The organism is Herbaspirillum rubrisubalbicans (assembly GCF_003719195.1).
Classification (GTDB): Bacteria; Pseudomonadota; Gammaproteobacteria; order Burkholderiales; family Burkholderiaceae_D; genus Herbaspirillum; species Herbaspirillum rubrisubalbicans.
Genome location: NZ_CP024996.1, coordinates 3,847,446 through 3,865,368, shown reverse-complemented (window position 1 = coordinate 3,865,368; position 17,923 = coordinate 3,847,446). Strand labels below are relative to the sequence as shown.

Sequence of the window (17,923 nt, the reverse complement as noted above, 5' to 3'; positions counted from 1 at the left end):
TGGTGGGCGATACCGGGACGGGCTCAGAAGGTTTCCCAATCTCCCTCATCTTCTCCGGCCGGCAGGCGCGATGCTGATTTGCCAGCGGCTTTGGTGGCGGGTGCCTCGGCTTTGGCGGTCGGTGCTGCCGCGGCTTTGGGCGCGGCTGCCTTGGGGGCGGCAATGGCCGGGTGGGCGGCAACCGGCTTGCGCTGCGCCGGACTTGGCGCAGCGGTGGTTGTCGGACGTGCAGCCGGCTTGGAGGCGGCTGACTTCACTGCAGCAGCAGGTGCGGCCTGCACCGCGTGGGCCTGGCTGCCATCGATCTGGAAGCGACCGACCAGGCCGGCCAGGGTGGCGGCCTGGTCCTGCAAGGACTGGGCAGCGGCAGCCGCTTGTTCCACCAGTGCGGCGTTCTGCTGCGTGCCTTCATCCATCTGCGTGATGGCACGGCCTACTTCTGCAATGCCGGCACTTTGCTCCTGGCTGGCCGAGCTGATCTCGCCGACGATGTCGGTCACGCGGCGCACGCTGGCCACCACTTCGGTCATGGTGGTGCCGGCCTGTTCCACCAGCTTGCTACCCGAATCGACCTTGGCCACGGAGTCATCGATCAAGGTCTTGATTTCCTTGGCGGCCGAGGCCGAACGCTGAGCCAGCGAGCGCACTTCGGAGGCCACCACCGCAAAGCCGCGTCCCTGTTCGCCGGCACGGGCCGCTTCCACGGCGGCGTTCAGGGCCAGAATGTTGGTCTGGAAGGCGATGCCGTCGATCACGCCGATGATGTCGGCAATCTTGCGTGAGCTCTCGGTGATGCCTTCCATGGTCTGCACCACCTGGCCGACCACGCTGCCGCCCTGGATCGCCACTTCCGAAGCTGACTCGGCCAACTGGTTGGCTTGGCGCGCGTTGTCGGCGTTCTGCTTGACCGTAGCGGTCAGTTCTTCCATGGCCGAGGCGGTTTCTTCCAGGGAGCCGGCCTGCTGTTCGGTGCGGCCCGACAGGTCCAGGTTGCCGCGGGCAATTTCATGGCTGGCCGAGGCGATGGTCGTGGCTGAACTCTTGATGTTGGCGATAGTAGAGAGCAGCGAGTCGCGCATACCGCGTACCGCATAGAGCAGGCTGCTCTGGTCGCCCGGCTGGGTGTCGATGTTGGGGGTGAGGTCGCCCTGGGCGATGCGGTTGGCGACTTCGGCTGCCTTGGCCGGATCGCCGCCGATGGTGCGCAGGATGCCGCGGTTGATCACGATCACCAGTGCCACCAGTGCGGCGGCTACCACGGCGAACAGGATCGCCATGCGGGTCAGCGTACCCATGAAGGCGGCGTTGATGTCATCCATGTAGGCGCCAGTGGTCAGGTTCCAGTCCCAGGGCTGGTAGGCGATCACGAAGGACGTCTTGGGCACCGGTTCGGCCGCACCCACCTTGGGCCAGAGATAGCTGACGAAGCTGCCGCCCGGTTTGCTGCCGGCCTTGCTGATTTCCACGAACAGGTTGGTACCGGCCGGATCCTTGAAGTTGGTCAGATCCTTGCCATCCAGCTCGGTCTTGATCGGGTGCATGACGATGATCTGCTGCGAGGTGGAGATCGAGAAATAGCCATCGGTACCATAGCGCAGGCTTTTGATGGCGGCCTTGGCGCGCTGCTGCGCTTCTTCCTTGCTCAAGGCACCGCTCTCGGCCAGGGTGCCGTAGGCCTTCACCAGCGAGAGCGCGGTCTGGCCGATGTTGGTAAGGTCGGTCTTGCGTTCCTGCAGGCGCACGTCGCGCACCATGAAGGCACTGAAGATGGAAGTCGCCAGTAGTGCGATGAGGCTAAGCCCGAGTGGCAGCCACAGCTTTTTGCTGAAGGATAACTGGCCCATGATGTAATCTCCCTTTGTTCAAAGCGCTCGTTGACGTCATCGCGCCGGGGGCGATTGCGTAAGTGCACGCAAGTGCATCGTCTTCGTTGAGCGTAATTATTGCGGTCTTGGATGTGTGCGGCCTTGCGCAAGATGCAAGACGCAAGACGCGCGACTTTGCCACTTTACCGCCGGATGTCGGCGGCGAATGGGGGAACAGGAGGTGGAAGGGCAGTTACTTGCGGGCTTAGTTTTTGGCTGATGGGGTGTCATGGCGCAGTCGCGCCACGGACCCGATACCACCATTGGCCGATCCTTTCACGCAATGCATAGCTGGACATCTGCAAGTGGCTGGCACCGGGCAGGTAGTCGCTCACCCGTGCGCGCGCCGGTTGCAACAGCAAGGTGGGCGCAGCCTGCACCTGCAAGCCGGTCTGCGCGAATGCGCGCATGGCACGCGGCATGTGCACGCTGTCGGTGACCAGCAGGATGTGTGTGATGCCCTCGGCCTTGAGCAGGGCCGCCGAATCGCGGGCGTTCTGGGCCGTGGTATCCGAATGTGTCTCCTGCCAGCGCACCGGCACGCCGAAGTCGCGCTGCAGGCTGCGCGCCATCAGGGCCGCTTCACTTTCGGGGGAGCCATCGGGGTTGCCGCCACTGACCAGGATCGGCAGGCCGCTTTGGCGCTGCAGGAAGGCGCCGTATTGCAGGCGCTTCATGCCGATCGGGGTGGGTTCATCGCTACCGCCGTATTCCGGGGCAGCATCGATCCGGCCCGATCCGAGGATGACGATGGCCTGGGCCTGCTTGATCTGGCCCGGATGTGTCAAGGGCGGATACTGGCGTTGCAGCGGCTGGATCAGCCATAGCGCCGCTACACGCGTACTCAGGACTAGCAGCAGCGCCACACCCAGCAGCATCAGCGCCAGACCGGTGCGCGGCGCGCGGCGGCGCAGCCAGCACCCGGCCAGGCTGAGCAGGACGGGCGAGACCGGTGGCAGCAGTAGGCTGCTGGCCAGGGCCGAGAGCAGGACGGACAGGGGCATGGTTGCAGTCAATCGGGATGATGGGGATGACAGTCCGGCATTGTGCGCGATTGCAGCGGCTTGATCCACTCTTGCGGCTCGGTGATTTGCCTCGCGCCACGTAATCCCCCAAAATGCGTGATCGAAAAAAGGGAAGGGCGCAAGCCCGGGGAAAACGCCGTGATACGTCTTGTCTTGTTGTTGCTGGGCGCCGACTTCATCCGCCGCAATTGGCACGCGCTGGCCGTGGCCGGCCTGGCCTGGGGCTGCATCGGGGTGTCGTTGATGATCGATGCGCTGGATGGCGTTCTCAATTTTCCGCTGACGCTGTTCGGCTACCTGTTGCTGCTGGAAAGCCTGGTCACCCTGTGGGTGGCCAATAGCGGCATGGGAGCACAAAAGACGCTGCGCTATGCCAAGGGGGCGCTGTTTCTGTTGATCGCGGTGCTGGTCATCACCCAGCACCAGACCAGCAACATGGTGCTGGCTATGCTGTTCGGCATCGCTTTTACCATCGGTGGTACGCTGCAGATCACTTCGGCGCTGGTCGTGCGTTTTCCGCGCTGGCGCACGGCTATGCTGGGCGGCATGGTGCAGATCGCGCTGGCGATCTTCTTCTTTCAACCCTATCCCACTCATTACAAGGGCACCGTGCCGTATTGCCTGGGCCTGGGACTGGTATTTGGCGGCTGGAACCTGATCTGGCTGGCCTTGCGCACCCGCATGTTGCCGCAACAGGCCTCGACCGACGTGCTGGTGCAGCGCAACAGCGGCGACGACCGCCCGTTCGATGCCGGGTTGCACGATGCCGCCGCCGGCCTGTCAACACGGCTGGACAGCTCGGCAACGGCGGCAGCTGCATCGCTCATGGAGTCCTTGCCGCCACTGACGGTCCACGTTTGGACACCCACCGGCAGCGCCAAGGGGCCAGCCCGGCGGCAACCGGTGATCGACCGCTACATCGCGGCGGTGGACGTCAACGGCGTCATCTCGACCGGCCATGCTGCCTTGGAGATATCACCCGAGCTCTACATCAGCCTCTACCCGGCCGAGGAAATCGACCGCTCGCCCGACCAGTTTGCGCGCCTGCTGCGCGCCACCGCAGACAACGACATCAAGGGGCGTTATCTGAGCGACTACCGTAGCGAGGCCGCAGCCTGGTGCGAATCGACAGAAAAAATCATCTTTCGCGACTATCGCCGTGCGCCGCTGGACCGCTTCTGGCAGCATTACCGTCAGACGGAAATCTACAATCTCACCTACCGCAACTGTTCCAGCACCGTGGCGCGCGCCTTGGAGGCGGCGCTGGAAGGCGTCATCGGCGGTCGCGACCGGCACTGGTTCAATGCGGTGCGCATGATGTTCACGCCCGAGATCTGGGTCGCCAGTCAGATCCGCAAGCGTGCCGTCACCATGGCCTGGACGCCCGGCATGGTACTGGACTATGCCCGCGCCTTGCGCGCCGTGGTACACCCGCGCCCCTTGTCCTGGGCCGCTTCCTTGCACCAGGCGCTGCGCCAGAGCCGACGCCTGCGCCAAGGCTGGCGTGCGACACGCCGCTCCACCCGAACCGAAGCTTCCACCGTGAAAGAGCCATGAGCCAAGCTACGCCCCCGCAGGAACACTGGATCGACGCCGCCGACGGTACCCGCCTGTTTTGCCGTGACTGGCTGCTGCCCGGTGCCACGGCGGCGGTACAGATGGTCCATGGCCTGGGCGAGCATGGCGGCCGTTATGCCGCACTGGCACAGTTGTTCAATGAAGCCGGCCTGTCGGTGCGCATCTGCGACCATCGTGGCCACGGCAATTCGGGAGGCCGGCAGGGCAGCCTGATCCAGCCCGACGATCTATTGCGCGACCTGAAGCAGAGTTTCGATGATTTCAGCCGCCGCACGCTCTGCACGCCGCTCCTGTTCGGCCACAGCATGGGCGGACTGGTGGCGGCGCGCTTTGCCACTGGCGGTTTCAGTCCGGTGCGCGCGCTGGCCTTGTCGTCACCCGCGTTGGCGCTGGATCTGGCGGGTTGGCAGCAAGTGCTACTCAAGCTTTCTACGGCAATCGCACCGGGCCTAGCGCTGCCGACCGCCTTGCCGGCCAGTCGTAGTTCGCATGATCCGCACCAGGTGCAGGCTTATCGCCAGGATCCGCTCAACCACGGCAAGATTTCTGCCAGGATGCTCAATTTCATGCTCGATGCCATGCGTCAGGCCGCACGCGACGCCGTGCAATTCACCCGCCCAGTGCTGCTGCAGGTGGCCGGGGACGATGCCTTTGTCGCGCCGCGCGGCAGCCGGGCCTTTTTCGACGCCTTGCCGGGGCCGCGCAAGACGCTGCACTGGTATGACGCGGCCTATCACGAGATCTTCAACGAGGAAGCCAGCCTGCGCGAGCAAGTCATGCATGATCTGCGGCAGTGGCTGGCGCAGTTGCCCGCGGATTGAGATGCCCTACAAGGCGATCTTGATGGCGGCAAAAGAGCGAGAGCGCGCAGCGCAATCGGCGCCCCGCAGAGGCGGGAATTAACCTGGAATTACCTGTGTAAAGCTGCGCTATCGGCGTTCTGCAGGGCCTGTTAGGAAGCTTTCTTCATGTCAGGGCTGTGCGCTGGGAATGTTGTGGAACTGGCAGCGGCTGTCGAAACCGACGAAGCCCGGCGCGCAGGCGCAGCCTTGCACGGCCAGCAGCAGGGCGGAGGCGGCGAGGAGGGAGGCGAGTCGCTTCATGCTTGGCTTTCGTTGCAGTGGCAAAGCTTGCGAGTGTAATGCGCTACACAAGCTTTGCAAGCCAGGCCAGGGCCGCGGGTTCGCTCTTGCGGCCGTCTGAAGGACGGCGATTGGCCTTGAGTTCCAGATATCATCGATAATGATAATGGTGCAAAAAATGTCCCAAAACGGGTTGATTTGCACCTGCGAAGGGCAAAAGAAAAAAGCGGCTTGTCAGCGTTGCAACGCGACAATGACCGCTTTTCAAATCTGCTCCGATGTTCCCTGCCAGCATCCTCGGGGATGCTGGCGAGAACCCGGCCAGGAAGCTGCTTACTTGACCGAAATCAGGTAGCGCGCAACCATGGCGCCGATGAGCAGGGTGTACGGGAGGATGTCGGCGACGATGTTCATGGTGAGCTCCGTGAGGAAGAAATTGATCTGTTGCATTGCAATATATTCGCTTCACGGCCAGTGTTCCAATTTTGAATCCCAATACCAGTTATCGAGTTTGTGAATAATTCTTCCCTTGGCGGGCGTTCAGTTTGTGCTGGATTGTAATTTCCCTTTTAAATCAGTGGTTTATTGATGTTGTTGGATCGTCAAGCAACAAGCCCCTGCCGCACGATGTTTCATTTGTGCGACAGGGGCTGTGTCGTAAATCAACATGATCCGGCGCTTTTTGTTGCGCCCTCGGTCACTGCGGGGGGGGCTTACTTCATCAACTGGATGCTCAAGCCACGTAGCTCGCTGCTGATCTGGATCTTGTAGGCGCCGCTCTGGTTCACTTGCAGCGTCAGCTTGTGCTGGGTGGGTGCCGAACCCTCGGTCAGGGTATTGATGCGCTTGACGCTGAAATCGTAGCTACCGGGCTTGAGCCAGATGGACAGGTGTTCGCCACCGGCGATCTGGGCCAGCACCACGTCATTGATGGCCAGTTCCAGCAGTTCATTGTTGAGCAGGCCGCCGTTGCGGCTCAATTCAACCTGCGACAGGCCGGCCGCCTGTTCGGTCATGCTCTTGATATAGATGCGCGCGGGCGGGATTTCTCCACTGGCGGTGCGTTGCACGGGCGTGGCGCAGGCCGCCAGCGCGAGGGCGACGGTCAGGCTTGCGGCAAGGGCTTTGATCATGTTGTTCATCCTCATGGTGGTGTTCAATGCGGTGCGTTCAAGTAGCGGCGCGACTGCCAGACGATAGCATGGCCGTCTGCGGGGCCAGTTGCAGCAGGTGTCGTTCGATGTCGAAGACATGGCGGTCTTCGGCGCCCAGTTCGCGCAGCGCCTGGGCCAGCTTGAGCAGGTATTCGCTGTTGCGCCCGCTGGGCCCGACCGCGCCGGCAATCTGGCGCGCAATCTCGGCTTCGCTGGCTGGGCCGGCGAAGGCGGCATTGTCTTCGGCGGCGATGTAGATCAGGCCTTCGACGGGCTGCTCACCATCCTCGAAGCTGATCGGGGTCGCCAGGCGCAGGTAGCCGTTCTTTTCACGGTGATCCAGGTGGGCAAACACTTCCGGCGTGATCAGGTAAGCCATGCCGGCGCAGATCGCCCCGGCTTGCGGCACCAGGGTGACCACCCGACCGGGGGCGTCAGGCGTGCCGCGGTGATCGTGCGAGGCTTGCCAGAAGCGGCGCGCCCAGCCCTTGATGTGGGCCGGGCGGCGCTCCAGATAGGGGAAATCGGCCTTGAAGATGATGGAGCCATAACCGAACAGCCAGAGGCTGGCATGGTCATCGAAGTGGCTCATCTGACGGTTGATGGCGATGGTGTTGACGGACATGGACAGGATGCGGCAGCGACGGCTTGGCCGTCGGAAGCCTGTCATTATAGAGGTGAACGCAAAGTCGGCTGAAGGTGAAATCTTTCCTCGCGGACTTGTCGCATCATTGCCATTTGCGCATAAAATGGCGCCTGCCGGCTGCTGTGGCCCGCCAGCGATCGGGCCCAGGGGCTACATCCGAATCTTCAGGGGAATATCATGCGTGTTGTCGTCATGCTGCTGACGCTGGTCGTGGGCGTAGTGCTGGTCGGTTGCGAAAAGACCGATTTCGAGAAGAAGTCCGAGTCCGATGCCAATGCGCGCCGGATCTTCAATCTGAAGCGGGAGTCGTCCAAGGACTGAGCAAGCTTTGCACCGCACGGTAGATTGCTGCGCATATAGACCATCAGACAAAAACAGCAGGCACCTGGCCTGCTGTTTTCGTTTGCAATACCTTGCAGGATTCAGTGATGCGCTGCCACCGCCAGCGGTGCGCGCAACGCCTCGGCGCATTCGCGCACCAGCGCCGGCCCCTGGTAGATCAGGCCGGTATAGAGCTGCACCAGTGAGGCACCGGCATCGATCTTGGCACGCGCATCGGCACCGCTGAAGATACCGCCTACGCCGATGATGGGCAGGGCGTCGCCCACTTCGGCCTTCAGGCCGCGGATCACCTGATTGGACAATTCCAGCACCGGCTTGCCCGATAGGCCGCCGGCCTCTTCGCCATGCGGCATCCCCTGGACGGCATCGCGGGTGATGGTGGTGTTGGTAGCGATGACGCCATCGATCTGGTGCCGCAACAGTGCATCGGCAACGTTCTTGACCTGTTCCATGTCCATGTCGGGCGCGATCTTCAGCGCCACCGGCACGTAGCGGCCATGGCGGTCGGCCAGGCGGCGCTGGGCCGATTTCAGTTGCGACAGCAGTGCATCCAACTCGGAGGCGCCCTGCAACTGGCGCAGGTTCTTGGTGTTCGGTGAAGAAATGTTCACTGTCACATAGCTGGCGTAGGGATAGACCTTTTCCAGGCAATGCACGTAATCCTCGGCGGCGCGCTCGATGGGGGTATCGGCGTTCTTGCCGATGTTCAGGCCCAGCACGCCCTGGCGCTCCTGGTAGAAGCGCGAGGATTGCACATTGGCCACGAAGGCATCGACCCCGCCATTGTTGAAGCCCATGCGGTTGATGACTGCGTTGGCGGCCGGCAGGCGGAACATGCGCGGCAGCGGATTGCCCGGCTGGGCGCGCGGCGTGACCGTGCCCACCTCAATGAAACCGAAGCCCAGCGCGGCCAGGCCGTCGATGTAGGCGCCATCCTTGTCCAGGCCGGCGGCCATACCCACCGGGTTGGGGAAGCGGATGCCCATGACCGTGCGCGGATCGGCGGCTGGCTTTTTGGTGATGAAGTCGGTCAGGCTGTAGTGCGCAGCGCAGCGCAGTGCCGGCAGCACCAGATGATGCGCGGTTTCGGGTTGCAGGGAAAACAGCAGGGGACGCGCAAGCGCGTAGAGGAATTTGTCGGACACGATGGGAGGCTATTGAAAGGCGGATGGCCAGGAAAAAGTGCCGCTATTCTAACGCGAGCCGCCGCCAATGCCTGCAATCCTGGCACCATCGGAGCGAATTCGGGAGGCGAGGCATCTTTTTGCAGACATCGCGCCACAGCCCGGCTCAACCCGCCTCAACCCTCCAGCAGGCGCCACTGCCCTTGGTGTAAGGCTTCCAGTGGCTGGTAATTGGTCTTGTAGGCCATCTTCTGGCTTTCCTTGATCCAGTAGCCGAGATAGACATAGGGCATGTCCAGCTGGCGTGCCTGTTCGATCTGCCACAGGATGTTGTACGTGCCGAAGGAGGCCGCGGGCAGGTCGGGATCGAAGAAGGTATACACCGAGGACAAGCCATCATTGAGCACGTCGATGATGCTGACCATGCGCAGCGTGCCATCGGCCTCGCGGAATTCCACCAAGCGGGTATTGACCTTGCTCTGCAACAGGAACTGTGCGTACTGGTCGCGGCTGTCCTGGTCCATGCCGCCGCCGGCATGGCGCGCGCACTGGTAGCGCAGGTAGAGCTCGTAATGTTCGTGGGCGTAGGTCAGGTTGGTGACCAGCGTCTGCAGGCCGGCGTTGCGTTCCCACGCGCGGCGCTGGCTGCGGTTGCGCTGGAATTCGGCTACCCGGATGCGCACCGGCGTGCAAGCCGCGCAGCCATCGCAATAGGGGCGATAGGTAAAGATGCCGCTGCGCCGAAAACCGGTCTTGACCAGTTCCGAGTAGACATCGGCATTGATGAGGTGTGAAGGCGTGGCCACTTGCGAGCGGGCCTGCTGGTCGTCGAGATAGCTGCACGGGTAGGGCGCGGTTGCATAGAACTGCAACGTGGAGAACGGCAAGTCTTTGAGATGCGTCATGTGCGTCCTGTCCTGTCTTGCTGGAAGCGGCGGCGGGCGTGGTCGCCGAGGCCGTCCGGTCCGTGGAGTCAGGTTCCAATTTACACCATTTTGATAGCAGCAGTGAACAACTGTGTCAGCTTCAATCGCGTCGGGTGGATGCAATCCCTGTTTCCAGCAGGTTTAGCGGTGTCCAACCACGGATCTGCGGCTGCTGGATGGCCCCACGCAGGTGGCGCAGGAAATCGCTGCGGGCAATGGGCCGCGCGCCCAGCGAGGCCAGGTGCGAGGTCTCCTGTTGACAGTCGATCATTTCCACGCCGTGGCTGTGCAGGAAGAACACCAGGTGTGCCAGCGCCACCTTGGAGGCATCGCTAACCCGGGCGAACATCGATTCGCCGTAGAACATGCGCCCGATGGATACCCCATAGGCACCGCCTACCAGCTCACCGTTGAGCCAGACCTCCGAGGAGTGCGCGAAACCGGCGCGATGTAGTCCCGTATAGCCCTGCATGATCTCCGGCGAAATCCAGGTGCCGTGCTCATGCCGACGGGGGCCGGCACAGCCTTGCATGACTTGTTCGAAGGCGGTATCGAAGCTGACCTGCCACAGACCATCGCCGTGGCGGCTGCGCTCGACCCGGCGCAGGGTTTTCTTGAGACTGTCGGAGACCACGAAGCGGTCGGTATAGAGCACCATGCGCGGATCGGTACTCCACCAGAGGATGGGCTGGCCTTCCGAGAACCAGGGGAAGATGCCTTGTCGATAGGCTTCCAGCAGCCGTTGTGGCGACAGGTCGGCGCCCGCCGCCAGCAAGCCTGGCGGATCCTCCAGTGCACGCGAGACATCGGGGAAGGGCGTATCCAAGTCCAGCCAGGCGATCATCCGTGGCTCCTACCGATCAGATCATGCGGCGGCGGATGTCTTCGGTGTGCAGCGTGAAGCCGCCTTCCCCGCTGCGCACTTTCTTCATATCGGCGAAGAAGGCGCGCAGGGTGAACTCCACCGTGGGAAAAGCGATGTCCTGCCAGGGGATCTGTGCTTCTGTATAGAGCTCCACTTCCAGGCTTTCGACGCCGGCGTGGTAGTCGAGGTCGAGCAGGGTAGCGCGATAGAACAGGTGGACCTGATGCACGTGCGGCACGTTCACCAGGGAAAAGAGCTCATGCAACTGGACGCGGGCGCCGGCTTCTTCCTCGGTTTCGCGACGGGCGGCGTCTTCGGTGGTTTCATCGTTCTCCATGAAACCGGCCGGCAGAGTCCAATAACCCAGGCGTGGCTCGATGGCACGCTTGCATAGCAGCACCTTGACCTGGCCATCCTGTTCCCACACCGGGATGGAGCCGACCACCATCTTTGGATTCTGATAATGGATCGCCCCGCAATTGCTGCAGACGTAGCGTAGCCGCGTGTCATCGGGAGGAATCTGCTGGGATACTGTCTGACCGCACTCGGAACAGAATTTCATAGAGGCTCGGATCGTGGCTGTATATATAGAAGATGGGATGGCCCCGGATTGCGATGGATAGGGCTGGGATGGGTTGCTTTCGCCGCCCCGTGCGTGGCAATCCTGGAAGCCGTAATGCGGTTAGGAGTGTATCACTGTAAAAAGATTGCAGAAAATGTTTGCATTCCGTTTTTAGCTGTCCTATAATCATTTTCTTCAGACGCGGGGTGGAGCAGTCTGGCAGCTCGTCGGGCTCATAACCCGAAGGTCGTAGGTTCAAATCCTGCCCCCGCAACCAGTTTTAGAGACATGCCGCTAGAAGCTAGTAATAGTTTCTCAGCGGCATTGTTGTATTCAGCGTAGATATTCTCGCCCTCGGCGACAACATCGATCTTCCCATAAAGCTCGGCCACCAAAATGCGCGCCTGCTGCACGTCAGCGGCCAAGGCGCTTTCCAGGTTGGCCAGCGTCTTCCCGATCCTTTCCTCGATTTCTGCTGCAGACGGCCCGTCACTGCCGGCCTTTGGCTTGCTCGCCGCCAGTTGGCCACGCTCGGCCTCGGCCGCTCGCAGCCGATCCGCCAGTGCCTGAGAGGCGCCGATGTTGGCAATGGCATCCACCAGGCGCTGAATTTCCCCATCCAGCTCCTTGCGCCGGCCGGCCGCTGCCACGCCCTCGGCCATACTGTTGCGCTGGCGCTCTGTCAGGATGGCCAGCACCTGGCGCCGCAACTGTTCCTGTGCGGCAGGGGAGAGCAGCTCATCGCGCAAGGTCTCCAGCAGGTTCTTGTCCGCGGTCTCCCGCTTGAAGTGAATACCCTTGCAGACCGTTGGCCCGCGATCCTTTCTGTTGGCGCAGCCGTACAGCCGGGAATTGATGGCCACAATGGCCCCGCCACAATACGGGCAGGCCATCAGGCCGCCAAACAAGGTCCGTACCGGCGCCCCCTGTTTGCGGCCAGGCAGCCGGCCATCGATCCGCTTGCGCACGGTCTGCCACAGATCTTCATCGACGATGCGTAGCTCAGGCACCTGAATTTCTCGCCAATCCTCACGCGGTCGGTCCACTCGTTGCCGCTTGCCGGTGTCTGGATCTTTCACCCACTGCGAGCGGTTCCATATATACAGACCCTGATACAGGCAGTTGTTGAGAATGCCGCTGCCTTTGTTGGGCGAGCCGTAGATGGCCGATACCACCCAGGTGCTGGCGCGCGGGGAGGGGACTTTGCGGGCGTTGAGCTCATGAGCGATGCGCTGCACGCTCCAGCCTTCGGCATAGCGCCCGAAGATCCAGCGCACCCAGCCGGCCTGAACATTGTTGACCTGATACTTGCTGCCGAGGTGGTCGCGCACGACGTCATAGCCGTAGGACTTGCCGCCAGCGGCATAGCCGCGTTCGACCTGGCCGGCCTGGCCGCGGTGCGTCTTGTGGCGCAGGTCATCGAGGAACATCTCATTGATGAGCCCGCGCACGCCGCGCATGATCTTGCGGCCACCCATGCGGCTGTCGTAGCTGTCGGCCACGCCGATGATGACGATGCCGCGATGCTCCAGGCGGCGCACCAGTTGCTCTTGCTCGACCTGGTCACGTGACAGACGGTCCAGGCCTTCCACGATCAGCACATCGAAACGACCATTGAACGCATCCATGAGCAGCCGCGCGCCGCCAGCGCGGCGGGCTACCGGCGTGGAGCCAGATACCCCGTCATCGCTGTAGCGCTGGGCCAAGTCGAGATCTTCACGCTCGGCGCGCCGGGCGCAAATGGTGAATTGGTCCTCGATGGAGGCCTCGCGCTGCTTGTCGGTGCTATAGCGTGCGTAGATCGCTGCTTTCATGGTGCTGAATATAGAGTGCTTTTTCGGTTTCATCATCGCCGGATAATTCCGGCGCCTGCTGCAGAACTTCGTTCGCCACCTGCTCGGCCAGCATCCGTAGAAGCTGGCCCCAGGCGGTGGGATTTTTAATTGCGAGCATCCATTCTCCCCCTGTCGATAATGTTCGCGCTGTAGTCGCTCAGGCACAGACGCCTAGCTTCGCGGTTCGGAGTATTGCGGCGCAGATCGCCGGCATCATCGCAAGTGAGGATGTCTGCCAACGGCACGCCGCGAAACAGCCCGGCCGGCTCGTTGTCGAGCTCGACCCAGGCGAATCGCTGACCGTTGCCCAGGTGCTGACGAATGACCGACACATAGCCGGCCAGCACGCCATCGTCGGGCGTGTTGAAGGTGATGCGGTCCAGGGACTGCGGGGGCTGCATCACGAAGTCACGCGGCTTGCTGCTGGTGGTGGCGATCACATCGAATTTCACGGGTGCATTCATTGTTTCTTCTCCTTGGTGGCCGTTACAGAGCACACGCCAAAGCGATCGACGGCGGCGGCGATCACGTCGCAGCTATGGGCTGCGATGGCGGTGTAGGAATGGCGTGCGCTGGCAGTGCGCACGACGACACGAAACGCGGTCATGGGGCGTTCCCTTTCGTTTGGTTGGTATCAATCGGAAGTTCGGTCACATCAAGCCGGCCGGCGCGCCAGTCGGCCACCTGGCGCGGCGTGCCGCGGCGCGGGGACTTGTCCGGCACGGGCACCACGCGCGGCCAGGGACACGCCTTGATGGCATCCCAGGCGGCCAGGGCCCGGCGCTGCTCATCGGCGGTCACGGCTGGCCCTGGCCATGTCGGCATGTCGTCGACCACTGGTCGAGGCCAGGGACATGCGCCCAGGGCGAGCCAGGCATGATCGATCTGCACGGCCTGGTCGGGCTTGAACATGACCGGAGCCGGCGCAGTCTTCGGATCGAAGGACACATCCGCCGCAAAGTCAGGCCCAGCGGACTGCGTACAGTTATTTACACGAGTCCAAGGGAACCCCGAACCCGCCGATACGCGGGCGTCGTGCCCTTGAACTGGCGTCCATGTATGCCGAACCGATTTAAAGACCACCCCGGCCATTTGGCGACACTGCACGCCATAGGGCATGACGCGTTCACACTCTTCATAGCGACCGGTCACAGTCTTGGTTTCTTTGGCCAGAGTGACCATCAGATCGTCGCGCTTCACGATGGCACCACCTTGGGCGCGCAGATAACTGGCCCAACACGCACGCTTCTCGCCCTCGATCTTCTGGACAGCATCCCAGGCGGCGGCCATCGCCGGGGGCGCCTCTTGCACCATCTCTGCCGGCACGCGGCGCAGCTCGCGCCACACGCTCACAGGCGCGCCACCCCATTGCTGGAACTGACGAATGCCCCAGCGAGCGGCCCAGGCTTCCACGCGGGCCGATGGCGTCAGTTCGTAGTCGCCGGCTGTGTCAGTGGTGACCACATAGCCTTCCTTGGTCTTGTGGTCGGCCACGCCATCGATGTTCTTGGCCACGTATTTGGCGATGTAGCCAGCAGCGCTTCCCTTTGACCAGTCGATGCGCTTCACGTCGAGGCGACGCTTGAATGCACCCGGCTCGCCGCGATCCACGCGCCAGGCGTACCGCTTCATGATACGGATAGCACGGCTGGCCACATCCTTGACGTGCGGCGTGGTGTAGCCCGGCAAAGCGCGCACGAACACCAGCATGTGCCAGTGCGGGCATCCATCGTGATGCGGTTCAGCGATGCGGAATCCGTACAGGCCGATGCCGCGCCTGGCCAGCGCCGAGCGCGCCAGCGCAGTCATCTTGCCAAGGTACTTATTGGCCGTGCGTGGGTCCGAGCCGTCATATTTGGGATTCGGTTTGCCCGTGTACAACGTCGCATGGAAGCGTGATGGGCAGGACCAGGTAAGGAACAGCCCCTGGTCGTTGCATTCCTTCGCAATTACCTCGAAGCCATTGATGCGCAGCATGAGTTCGCCACGACGAATGGTCTTATTGGCCGTAGTCTTCTCGGCCAGCTCGGCAATGCTGAATTCCTGGCCCGCCTCATTGCGCACGATGGTGGCTTCCAGCGCGGCAGCATTGCGCTTGTTCTGGGCCAGGCGAGACAATACGGCATCATTACTGGCATAGGGCTCGCCGTGGTAATGGACGTAGCCGAGGCGGATATTGCCGCCCTCGAAGGCCCGGCCGACCACCTTGCGCAATTGCCGACGCCACCAGCGGGGATCAACCACGCGGGCAATGATGGCGCGCAAGTCGTCATCGTCCACTTCCGGCATATCAATGCCGTAGTCGCTGCATTCCTGCTCGATGATGTCGCGAGCGTGGGTATCGGAAATCGCCTTCCACAGCATTTTCTTGACGTTGTCAGCGGCCTTTTCTGCCGTGGCGCAGATATCCGCATCGTCTTGAGATAGATCGATGCCGGCCGGAACGTACTTTTCTGCGAAGTCGCGGACGAACTCGACGGCCACCGGCTCGAAGATGCGGCGCCAGTGCCAGACCGACATCAGCTCTAGAGCCTCACTGACCACGCGGCCACGCCACTTCAACGGGATGCGTGCCAGCTCCCTGGAGAACTGCGGCGACTCGGTGAACGCCCTATGCTGGCGCCGGGTCTTCGCATCGACTTTCCTATACTGCATTGAGCGCTCTTTCATAGGTCGTAATCGCACGCAGCACGGCATGGCGCATGGCCAGGCGTTCGGCTTCGGTGAAGGAGTGAATGGGGGATTCCCAGCGATCCGGCGAGAGTCCTGCCAGGGCCAGGATGTGTCGGCGCACCGGCTTGGCAGTGGCCGCCCAGGAATAGGCGACGCCAAGCTGATGGTTGGGCCGCTTGCGCGTGCGGAGCAGCGTCATGGCCTTTTCCAATTCAGCCTTTGCTGCCTCATCGCCTGGTGGCGTCGGCGCCAGTGCGGCACGCTCGCGCAGCAGATCCGTGACGGGACGGAATGACGCATGGTCCTTGATTCGGGCACCGCGCATGGTCAGCCTTTCACCATGCCGAGGGCCGACAACAGTGTTGGGGCGAGCAGCAGTAAAGCCGCCACGCAGTAGGCCAATACGGTTCGCATCACCATTCCCCCTGCACACCGTCCAAGAGCTGAAGCCGCCATGCAAGACGCTTGCTGATGGCTTGCTTCCCTTCCCAAATCACGTCCCATTGCTGGCTAGTGACAGAGCGGCGATACAGCATTCTCTGTGCGCAGAGATACGCGGCCAGATCATCGTTGAAATGCTGCCTGATGGCGTCCTTTGCATTCAGATTCGCAGTAGTCATGATTTTTTAGGGTGAGCGAATCCCGCGTGCGCCAATTGGCGCACGGCAGGTTTTGATTTATCGGGAGTTGGGCGGCTGCTTAGGCGGTCGCGAGGTCTAACGTCATTTGGTTCTTCGCAGCCAGAAATGCGCGTGAAGAAATGGGGATGCGCACTTCCGGGTTCGGCATGGCTGACATCGACACGGTGCGCGAAACTTCAAGCGTGGCCACGAAGGTATGGCCGCACTCGACGTTCTGGCACTGGTAGGTGATTTCCTTCATCATCAATGACATGGTGCGGCTCTTAGCCGCTCTCACACGATGTTGGCAGTGTGGGCATGGAATGCTGATTACGCGCATGGCTTCTTCCCCTCAACGGCATAAAGCACTCTTGCCTTGCCGGTAACACGCTTTGCGCCTTCACGAACCGCTGCGGACAAAACGAACTCGGCGGCGTCTTCGATTGTTTCGAATCCTTCGCGCGCCATCAGTCTTTCCAATGCCTCAATGAGTTCGGGGCTTGTCTGCGTCAGTTCGATATCAGGCATTTTGAGGCACTAAAAAGTGGCTCTTGAGCGCCTTGGTTTGCATGTTTTGATTGATTACTATGGGCACATCACGAGCAACAACGAACTCAACGGCCATATGCAGCATCATGTCGTGGGCCAAGGTCGCCAAGTTTTCACCCTGCAGTTGGGCGAGCGACTTCATAAAAGCGTAGTTGTCGGCGTTGCAGCGGATCACGATTCGGTGATCGCGGATGTGGCGCGGATCGTCGTACATAGATTCCCCCTGGTCAGGCGGTTGCGGATTGGTGTTCTTTTTCGTAAGCCTGAATACCTTTCAGCACCATGAGGCGGAGAAAGGACGAGCGAGTTCGATGGTCTTGAACCGCATAGACCGAGACTTTTTCCGCCTCGCGAGAATCCAGGCGGGTGGTCATAACCACTGATGTGACATCCCCGGTAGCTGGGATGTTAGTTTCATTTCTCATTGGCAACGAAATGGCGGATGTAGACATAGAGTAAAATTTGTATACGTCACTTAGCAATGACGGAAATATAGTATTTAAAAACATACCCGTCAAGAGTTTTCTAATATGGAATTAAATACATTTGGCGAGCGATTGAAGAGCGAGCGCAATAGGCTTGGCCTTTCGCAAGAAGCATTCGCTGCAGTCGGGGGCGTCAAAAAGTTGGCCCAAATTTCTTACGAACAAGGGAAAACACTTCCTGACATCGGTTTTATGGTGGCGGTGTCAAAGATCGGTGTTGATGTGACTTACGTTATGTTTGGAGTGCCTACTCCCGGAGCTTTATCGGCTGAGGAGGATCAGTTATTGAGCGGTTTTCGAAAACTTGATCTTATGGGGAAGGTACGAGTGCTAGGTGTCATCGAAGGCGCAGTTCCTCATGAAAAACCTAAGTCTCGACATATGGTTTCAATCGGCGGCAGTGTTGGCCATCAGGTCAACGGTGATGTCTACGGCACAGTCAACAATGGGGATATTCCCAGCAAGGTGAAAGCCCCTCGCGAGAAGTCCGAAAAGAAAAAATAGAAGGTGCGCAGTTCGGCATTGGTCGGGTTGCGCTCCTACACGGTTTTTTGCGTAACAAGTAGTGGATGTTTAGGCGTTATTGGCAAGG

At 61.3% G+C, this 17,923-nt stretch carries 24 protein-coding genes, 1 tRNA gene and 1 pseudogene; 6 read left to right on the top strand and 20 right to left on the bottom strand.

The genetic code is table 11. The annotated features are described in order from the left end of the window. Positions 1–23: 23 nt before the first annotated feature. Together RC54_RS17185 and RC54_RS17180 are read right to left on the bottom strand one after the other, a co-directional pair. A complete protein-coding gene (locus tag RC54_RS17185; RefSeq protein ID WP_061790528.1) occupies positions 24–1,844 on the bottom strand; it encodes a methyl-accepting chemotaxis protein in 1,821 nt (606 codons plus the stop codon). A gap of 248 nt (positions 1,845–2,092) precedes the next feature. Beyond that, on the bottom strand, positions 2,093–2,869 hold the full coding sequence (locus RC54_RS17180) for a YdcF family protein (protein WP_061790527.1): 777 nt from the start codon (positions 2,867–2,869) through the stop codon (positions 2,093–2,095). Positions 2,870–3,028: 159 nt separating this feature from the next. On the opposite strand from RC54_RS17180, the gene RC54_RS17175 reads away from it, so the two are divergent. Beyond that, positions 3,029–4,447, top strand: coding sequence for an HdeD family acid-resistance protein (locus tag RC54_RS17175; protein WP_058896238.1), 1,419 nt, complete (start codon positions 3,029–3,031; stop codon positions 4,445–4,447). Then, positions 4,444–5,289: an alpha/beta hydrolase gene (locus RC54_RS17170; protein WP_058896237.1), complete on the top strand. Its 846-nt coding sequence runs from the start codon at positions 4,444–4,446 to the stop codon at positions 5,287–5,289. The genes RC54_RS17175 and RC54_RS17170 overlap by 4 nt, the downstream gene beginning before the upstream one ends. A 150-nt stretch (positions 5,290–5,439) precedes the next feature. On the opposite strand, the gene RC54_RS25915 is transcribed toward RC54_RS17170, so the two are convergent. The 3 genes from RC54_RS25915 to RC54_RS17160 all read right to left on the bottom strand — a co-directional run bounded on the left by RC54_RS25915 (position 5,440) and on the right by RC54_RS17160 (position 7,329). Continuing rightward, a complete protein-coding gene (locus tag RC54_RS25915; RefSeq protein WP_255221012.1) occupies positions 5,440–5,571 on the bottom strand; it encodes a hypothetical protein in 132 nt (43 codons plus the stop codon). Positions 5,572–6,263: 692 nt separating this feature from the next. Next, complete coding sequence (locus tag RC54_RS17165) at positions 6,264–6,692, bottom strand: hypothetical protein (RefSeq protein ID WP_058896236.1); 429 nt, start codon at positions 6,690–6,692, stop codon at positions 6,264–6,266. Between the two features lie 28 nt (positions 6,693–6,720). Next, the gene (locus RC54_RS17160; RefSeq protein WP_058896235.1) at positions 6,721–7,329 is read right to left on the bottom strand and encodes a gamma-glutamylcyclotransferase; all 609 of its coding nucleotides are present in this window, start codon (positions 7,327–7,329) and stop codon (positions 6,721–6,723) included. Positions 7,330–7,527: 198 nt separating this feature from the next. On the opposite strand from RC54_RS17160, the gene RC54_RS25360 reads away from it, so the two are divergent. Further along, positions 7,528–7,671, top strand: a complete 144-nt coding sequence (locus tag RC54_RS25360) for a hypothetical protein (RefSeq protein WP_156425858.1) — start codon at positions 7,528–7,530, stop codon at positions 7,669–7,671. 101 nt (positions 7,672–7,772) lie between these two features. On the opposite strand, the gene RC54_RS17155 is transcribed toward RC54_RS25360, so the two are convergent. The 4 genes from RC54_RS17155 to RC54_RS17140 all read right to left on the bottom strand — a co-directional run bounded on the left by RC54_RS17155 (position 7,773) and on the right by RC54_RS17140 (position 11,169). Next, positions 7,773–8,837 carry a quinone-dependent dihydroorotate dehydrogenase gene (locus tag RC54_RS17155; protein WP_017452896.1) on the bottom strand — a complete coding sequence of 355 codons (1,065 nt, stop codon included), beginning with the start codon at positions 8,835–8,837 and terminating at the stop codon, positions 7,773–7,775. Between the two features lie 155 nt (positions 8,838–8,992). Continuing rightward, on the bottom strand, positions 8,993–9,721 hold the full coding sequence (locus RC54_RS17150) for an arginyltransferase (RefSeq protein ID WP_058896234.1): 729 nt from the start codon (positions 9,719–9,721) through the stop codon (positions 8,993–8,995). A gap of 121 nt (positions 9,722–9,842) precedes the next feature. Further along, positions 9,843–10,586, bottom strand: coding sequence for a leucyl/phenylalanyl-tRNA--protein transferase (aat, locus tag RC54_RS17145; protein WP_058896233.1), 744 nt, complete (start codon positions 10,584–10,586; stop codon positions 9,843–9,845). A gap of 16 nt (positions 10,587–10,602) precedes the next feature. Then, positions 10,603–11,169, bottom strand: coding sequence for an NUDIX hydrolase (locus RC54_RS17140; RefSeq protein ID WP_017452893.1), 567 nt, complete (start codon positions 11,167–11,169; stop codon positions 10,603–10,605). A 200-nt stretch (positions 11,170–11,369) separates the two neighbouring features. On the opposite strand from RC54_RS17140, the gene RC54_RS17135 reads away from it, so the two are divergent. Both RC54_RS17135 and RC54_RS25785 read left to right on the top strand, forming a co-directional pair. Next, a tRNA-Met gene (locus RC54_RS17135) sits at positions 11,370–11,446 on the top strand. Positions 11,447–11,690: 244 nt separating this feature from the next. Then, a complete protein-coding gene (locus tag RC54_RS25785; protein WP_061790526.1) occupies positions 11,691–12,170 on the top strand; it encodes a hypothetical protein in 480 nt (159 codons plus the stop codon). 3 nt (positions 12,171–12,173) lie between these two features. On the opposite strand, the pseudogene RC54_RS25780 reads toward RC54_RS25785, so the two are convergent. The 11 genes and pseudogenes from RC54_RS25780 to RC54_RS25345 all read right to left on the bottom strand — a co-directional run. Continuing rightward, positions 12,174–12,983, bottom strand: a pseudogene (locus RC54_RS25780) (recombinase family protein); the annotation flags it as partial. Next, positions 12,955–13,122 (bottom strand): hypothetical protein, encoded by a 168-nt coding sequence (locus tag RC54_RS25355; RefSeq protein WP_156481345.1) that lies wholly within the window; start codon positions 13,120–13,122, stop codon positions 12,955–12,957. The pseudogene RC54_RS25780 and the gene RC54_RS25355, both read right to left, overlap by 29 nt. Beyond that, positions 13,109–13,468 carry a hypothetical protein gene (locus tag RC54_RS17125; protein WP_017455156.1) on the bottom strand — a complete coding sequence of 120 codons (360 nt, stop codon included), beginning with the start codon at positions 13,466–13,468 and terminating at the stop codon, positions 13,109–13,111. Before RC54_RS17125 ends, RC54_RS25355 begins: the two co-directional genes overlap by 14 nt. Beyond that, positions 13,465–13,611: a hypothetical protein gene (locus RC54_RS25350; protein ID WP_008330650.1), complete on the bottom strand. Its 147-nt coding sequence runs from the start codon at positions 13,609–13,611 to the stop codon at positions 13,465–13,467. The genes RC54_RS17125 and RC54_RS25350 overlap by 4 nt, the downstream gene beginning before the upstream one ends. Next, a complete protein-coding gene (locus RC54_RS17120) occupies positions 13,608–15,659 on the bottom strand; it encodes a replication endonuclease (RefSeq protein ID WP_061790524.1) in 2,052 nt (683 codons plus the stop codon). Before RC54_RS17120 ends, RC54_RS25350 begins: the two co-directional genes overlap by 4 nt. After that, a complete protein-coding gene (locus RC54_RS17115) occupies positions 15,649–16,002 on the bottom strand; it encodes a hypothetical protein (RefSeq protein ID WP_061790523.1) in 354 nt (117 codons plus the stop codon). Before RC54_RS17115 ends, RC54_RS17120 begins: the two co-directional genes overlap by 11 nt. An 88-nt stretch (positions 16,003–16,090) precedes the next feature. Continuing rightward, complete coding sequence (locus RC54_RS17110; RefSeq protein ID WP_061790522.1) at positions 16,091–16,297, bottom strand: hypothetical protein; 207 nt, start codon at positions 16,295–16,297, stop codon at positions 16,091–16,093. 79 nt (positions 16,298–16,376) lie between these two features. After that, a complete protein-coding gene (locus RC54_RS17105; RefSeq protein ID WP_017455160.1) occupies positions 16,377–16,637 on the bottom strand; it encodes an Ogr/Delta-like zinc finger protein in 261 nt (86 codons plus the stop codon). Further along, entirely contained in the window at positions 16,628–16,825 is a 198-nt protein-coding gene (locus RC54_RS17100; RefSeq protein WP_061790521.1) for a hypothetical protein, read from the bottom strand. The genes RC54_RS17105 and RC54_RS17100 overlap by 10 nt, the downstream gene beginning before the upstream one ends. Continuing rightward, positions 16,818–17,060 carry a hypothetical protein gene (locus RC54_RS17095; RefSeq protein WP_017452874.1) on the bottom strand — a complete coding sequence of 81 codons (243 nt, stop codon included), beginning with the start codon at positions 17,058–17,060 and terminating at the stop codon, positions 16,818–16,820. The genes RC54_RS17100 and RC54_RS17095 overlap by 8 nt, the downstream gene beginning before the upstream one ends. 13 nt (positions 17,061–17,073) lie before the next feature. Then, on the bottom strand, positions 17,074–17,220 hold the full coding sequence (locus RC54_RS25345; protein ID WP_156481344.1) for a hypothetical protein: 147 nt from the start codon (positions 17,218–17,220) through the stop codon (positions 17,074–17,076). Between the two features lie 156 nt (positions 17,221–17,376). Here RC54_RS25345 and RC54_RS17090 point away from each other — a divergent pair, with 156 nt between their 5' ends. Then, entirely contained in the window at positions 17,377–17,835 is a 459-nt protein-coding gene (locus tag RC54_RS17090; protein WP_061790520.1) for a helix-turn-helix domain-containing protein, read from the top strand. The last annotated feature ends 88 nt before the right edge of the window (positions 17,836–17,923 follow it).

Bases quoted from the DNA above. Each gene is read 5' to 3' on its own strand.
- RC54_RS17185 (WP_061790528.1), bottom strand. From the start codon at position 1,844: ATGGGCCAGTTATCCTTCAGCAAAAAGCTGTGGCTGCCACTCGGGCTT.
- RC54_RS17180 (WP_061790527.1), bottom strand. From the start codon at position 2,869: ATGCCCCTGTCCGTCCTGCTCTCGGCCCTGGCCAGCAGCCTACTGCTG.
- RC54_RS17170 (WP_058896237.1), top strand. From the start codon at position 4,444: ATGAGCCAAGCTACGCCCCCGCAGGAACACTGGATCGACGCCGCCGAC.
- RC54_RS25915 (WP_255221012.1), bottom strand. From the start codon at position 5,571: ATGAAGCGACTCGCCTCCCTCCTCGCCGCCTCCGCCCTGCTGCTGGCC.
- RC54_RS17165 (WP_058896236.1), bottom strand. From the start codon at position 6,692: ATGAACAACATGATCAAAGCCCTTGCCGCAAGCCTGACCGTCGCCCTC.
- RC54_RS17160 (WP_058896235.1), bottom strand. From the start codon at position 7,329: ATGTCCGTCAACACCATCGCCATCAACCGTCAGATGAGCCACTTCGAT.
- RC54_RS25360 (WP_156425858.1), top strand. From the start codon at position 7,528: ATGCGTGTTGTCGTCATGCTGCTGACGCTGGTCGTGGGCGTAGTGCTG.
- RC54_RS17150 (WP_058896234.1), bottom strand. From the start codon at position 9,721: ATGACGCATCTCAAAGACTTGCCGTTCTCCACGTTGCAGTTCTATGCA.
- aat (WP_058896233.1), bottom strand. From the start codon at position 10,586: ATGATCGCCTGGCTGGACTTGGATACGCCCTTCCCCGATGTCTCGCGT.
- RC54_RS17140 (WP_017452893.1), bottom strand. From the start codon at position 11,169: ATGAAATTCTGTTCCGAGTGCGGTCAGACAGTATCCCAGCAGATTCCT.
- RC54_RS25355 (WP_156481345.1), bottom strand. From the start codon at position 13,122: ATGCTCGCAATTAAAAATCCCACCGCCTGGGGCCAGCTTCTACGGATG.
- RC54_RS17125 (WP_017455156.1), bottom strand. From the start codon at position 13,468: ATGAATGCACCCGTGAAATTCGATGTGATCGCCACCACCAGCAGCAAG.
- RC54_RS25350 (WP_008330650.1), bottom strand. From the start codon at position 13,611: ATGACCGCGTTTCGTGTCGTCGTGCGCACTGCCAGCGCACGCCATTCC.
- RC54_RS17120 (WP_061790524.1), bottom strand. From the start codon at position 15,659: ATGCAGTATAGGAAAGTCGATGCGAAGACCCGGCGCCAGCATAGGGCG.
- RC54_RS17115 (WP_061790523.1), bottom strand. From the start codon at position 16,002: ATGCGCGGTGCCCGAATCAAGGACCATGCGTCATTCCGTCCCGTCACG.
- RC54_RS17110 (WP_061790522.1), bottom strand. From the start codon at position 16,297: ATGACTACTGCGAATCTGAATGCAAAGGACGCCATCAGGCAGCATTTC.
- RC54_RS17105 (WP_017455160.1), bottom strand. From the start codon at position 16,637: ATGCGCGTAATCAGCATTCCATGCCCACACTGCCAACATCGTGTGAGA.
- RC54_RS17100 (WP_061790521.1), bottom strand. From the start codon at position 16,825: ATGCCTGATATCGAACTGACGCAGACAAGCCCCGAACTCATTGAGGCA.
- RC54_RS17095 (WP_017452874.1), bottom strand. From the start codon at position 17,060: ATGTACGACGATCCGCGCCACATCCGCGATCACCGAATCGTGATCCGC.
- RC54_RS25345 (WP_156481344.1), bottom strand. From the start codon at position 17,220: ATGACCACCCGCCTGGATTCTCGCGAGGCGGAAAAAGTCTCGGTCTAT.
- RC54_RS17090 (WP_061790520.1), top strand. From the start codon at position 17,377: ATGGAATTAAATACATTTGGCGAGCGATTGAAGAGCGAGCGCAATAGG.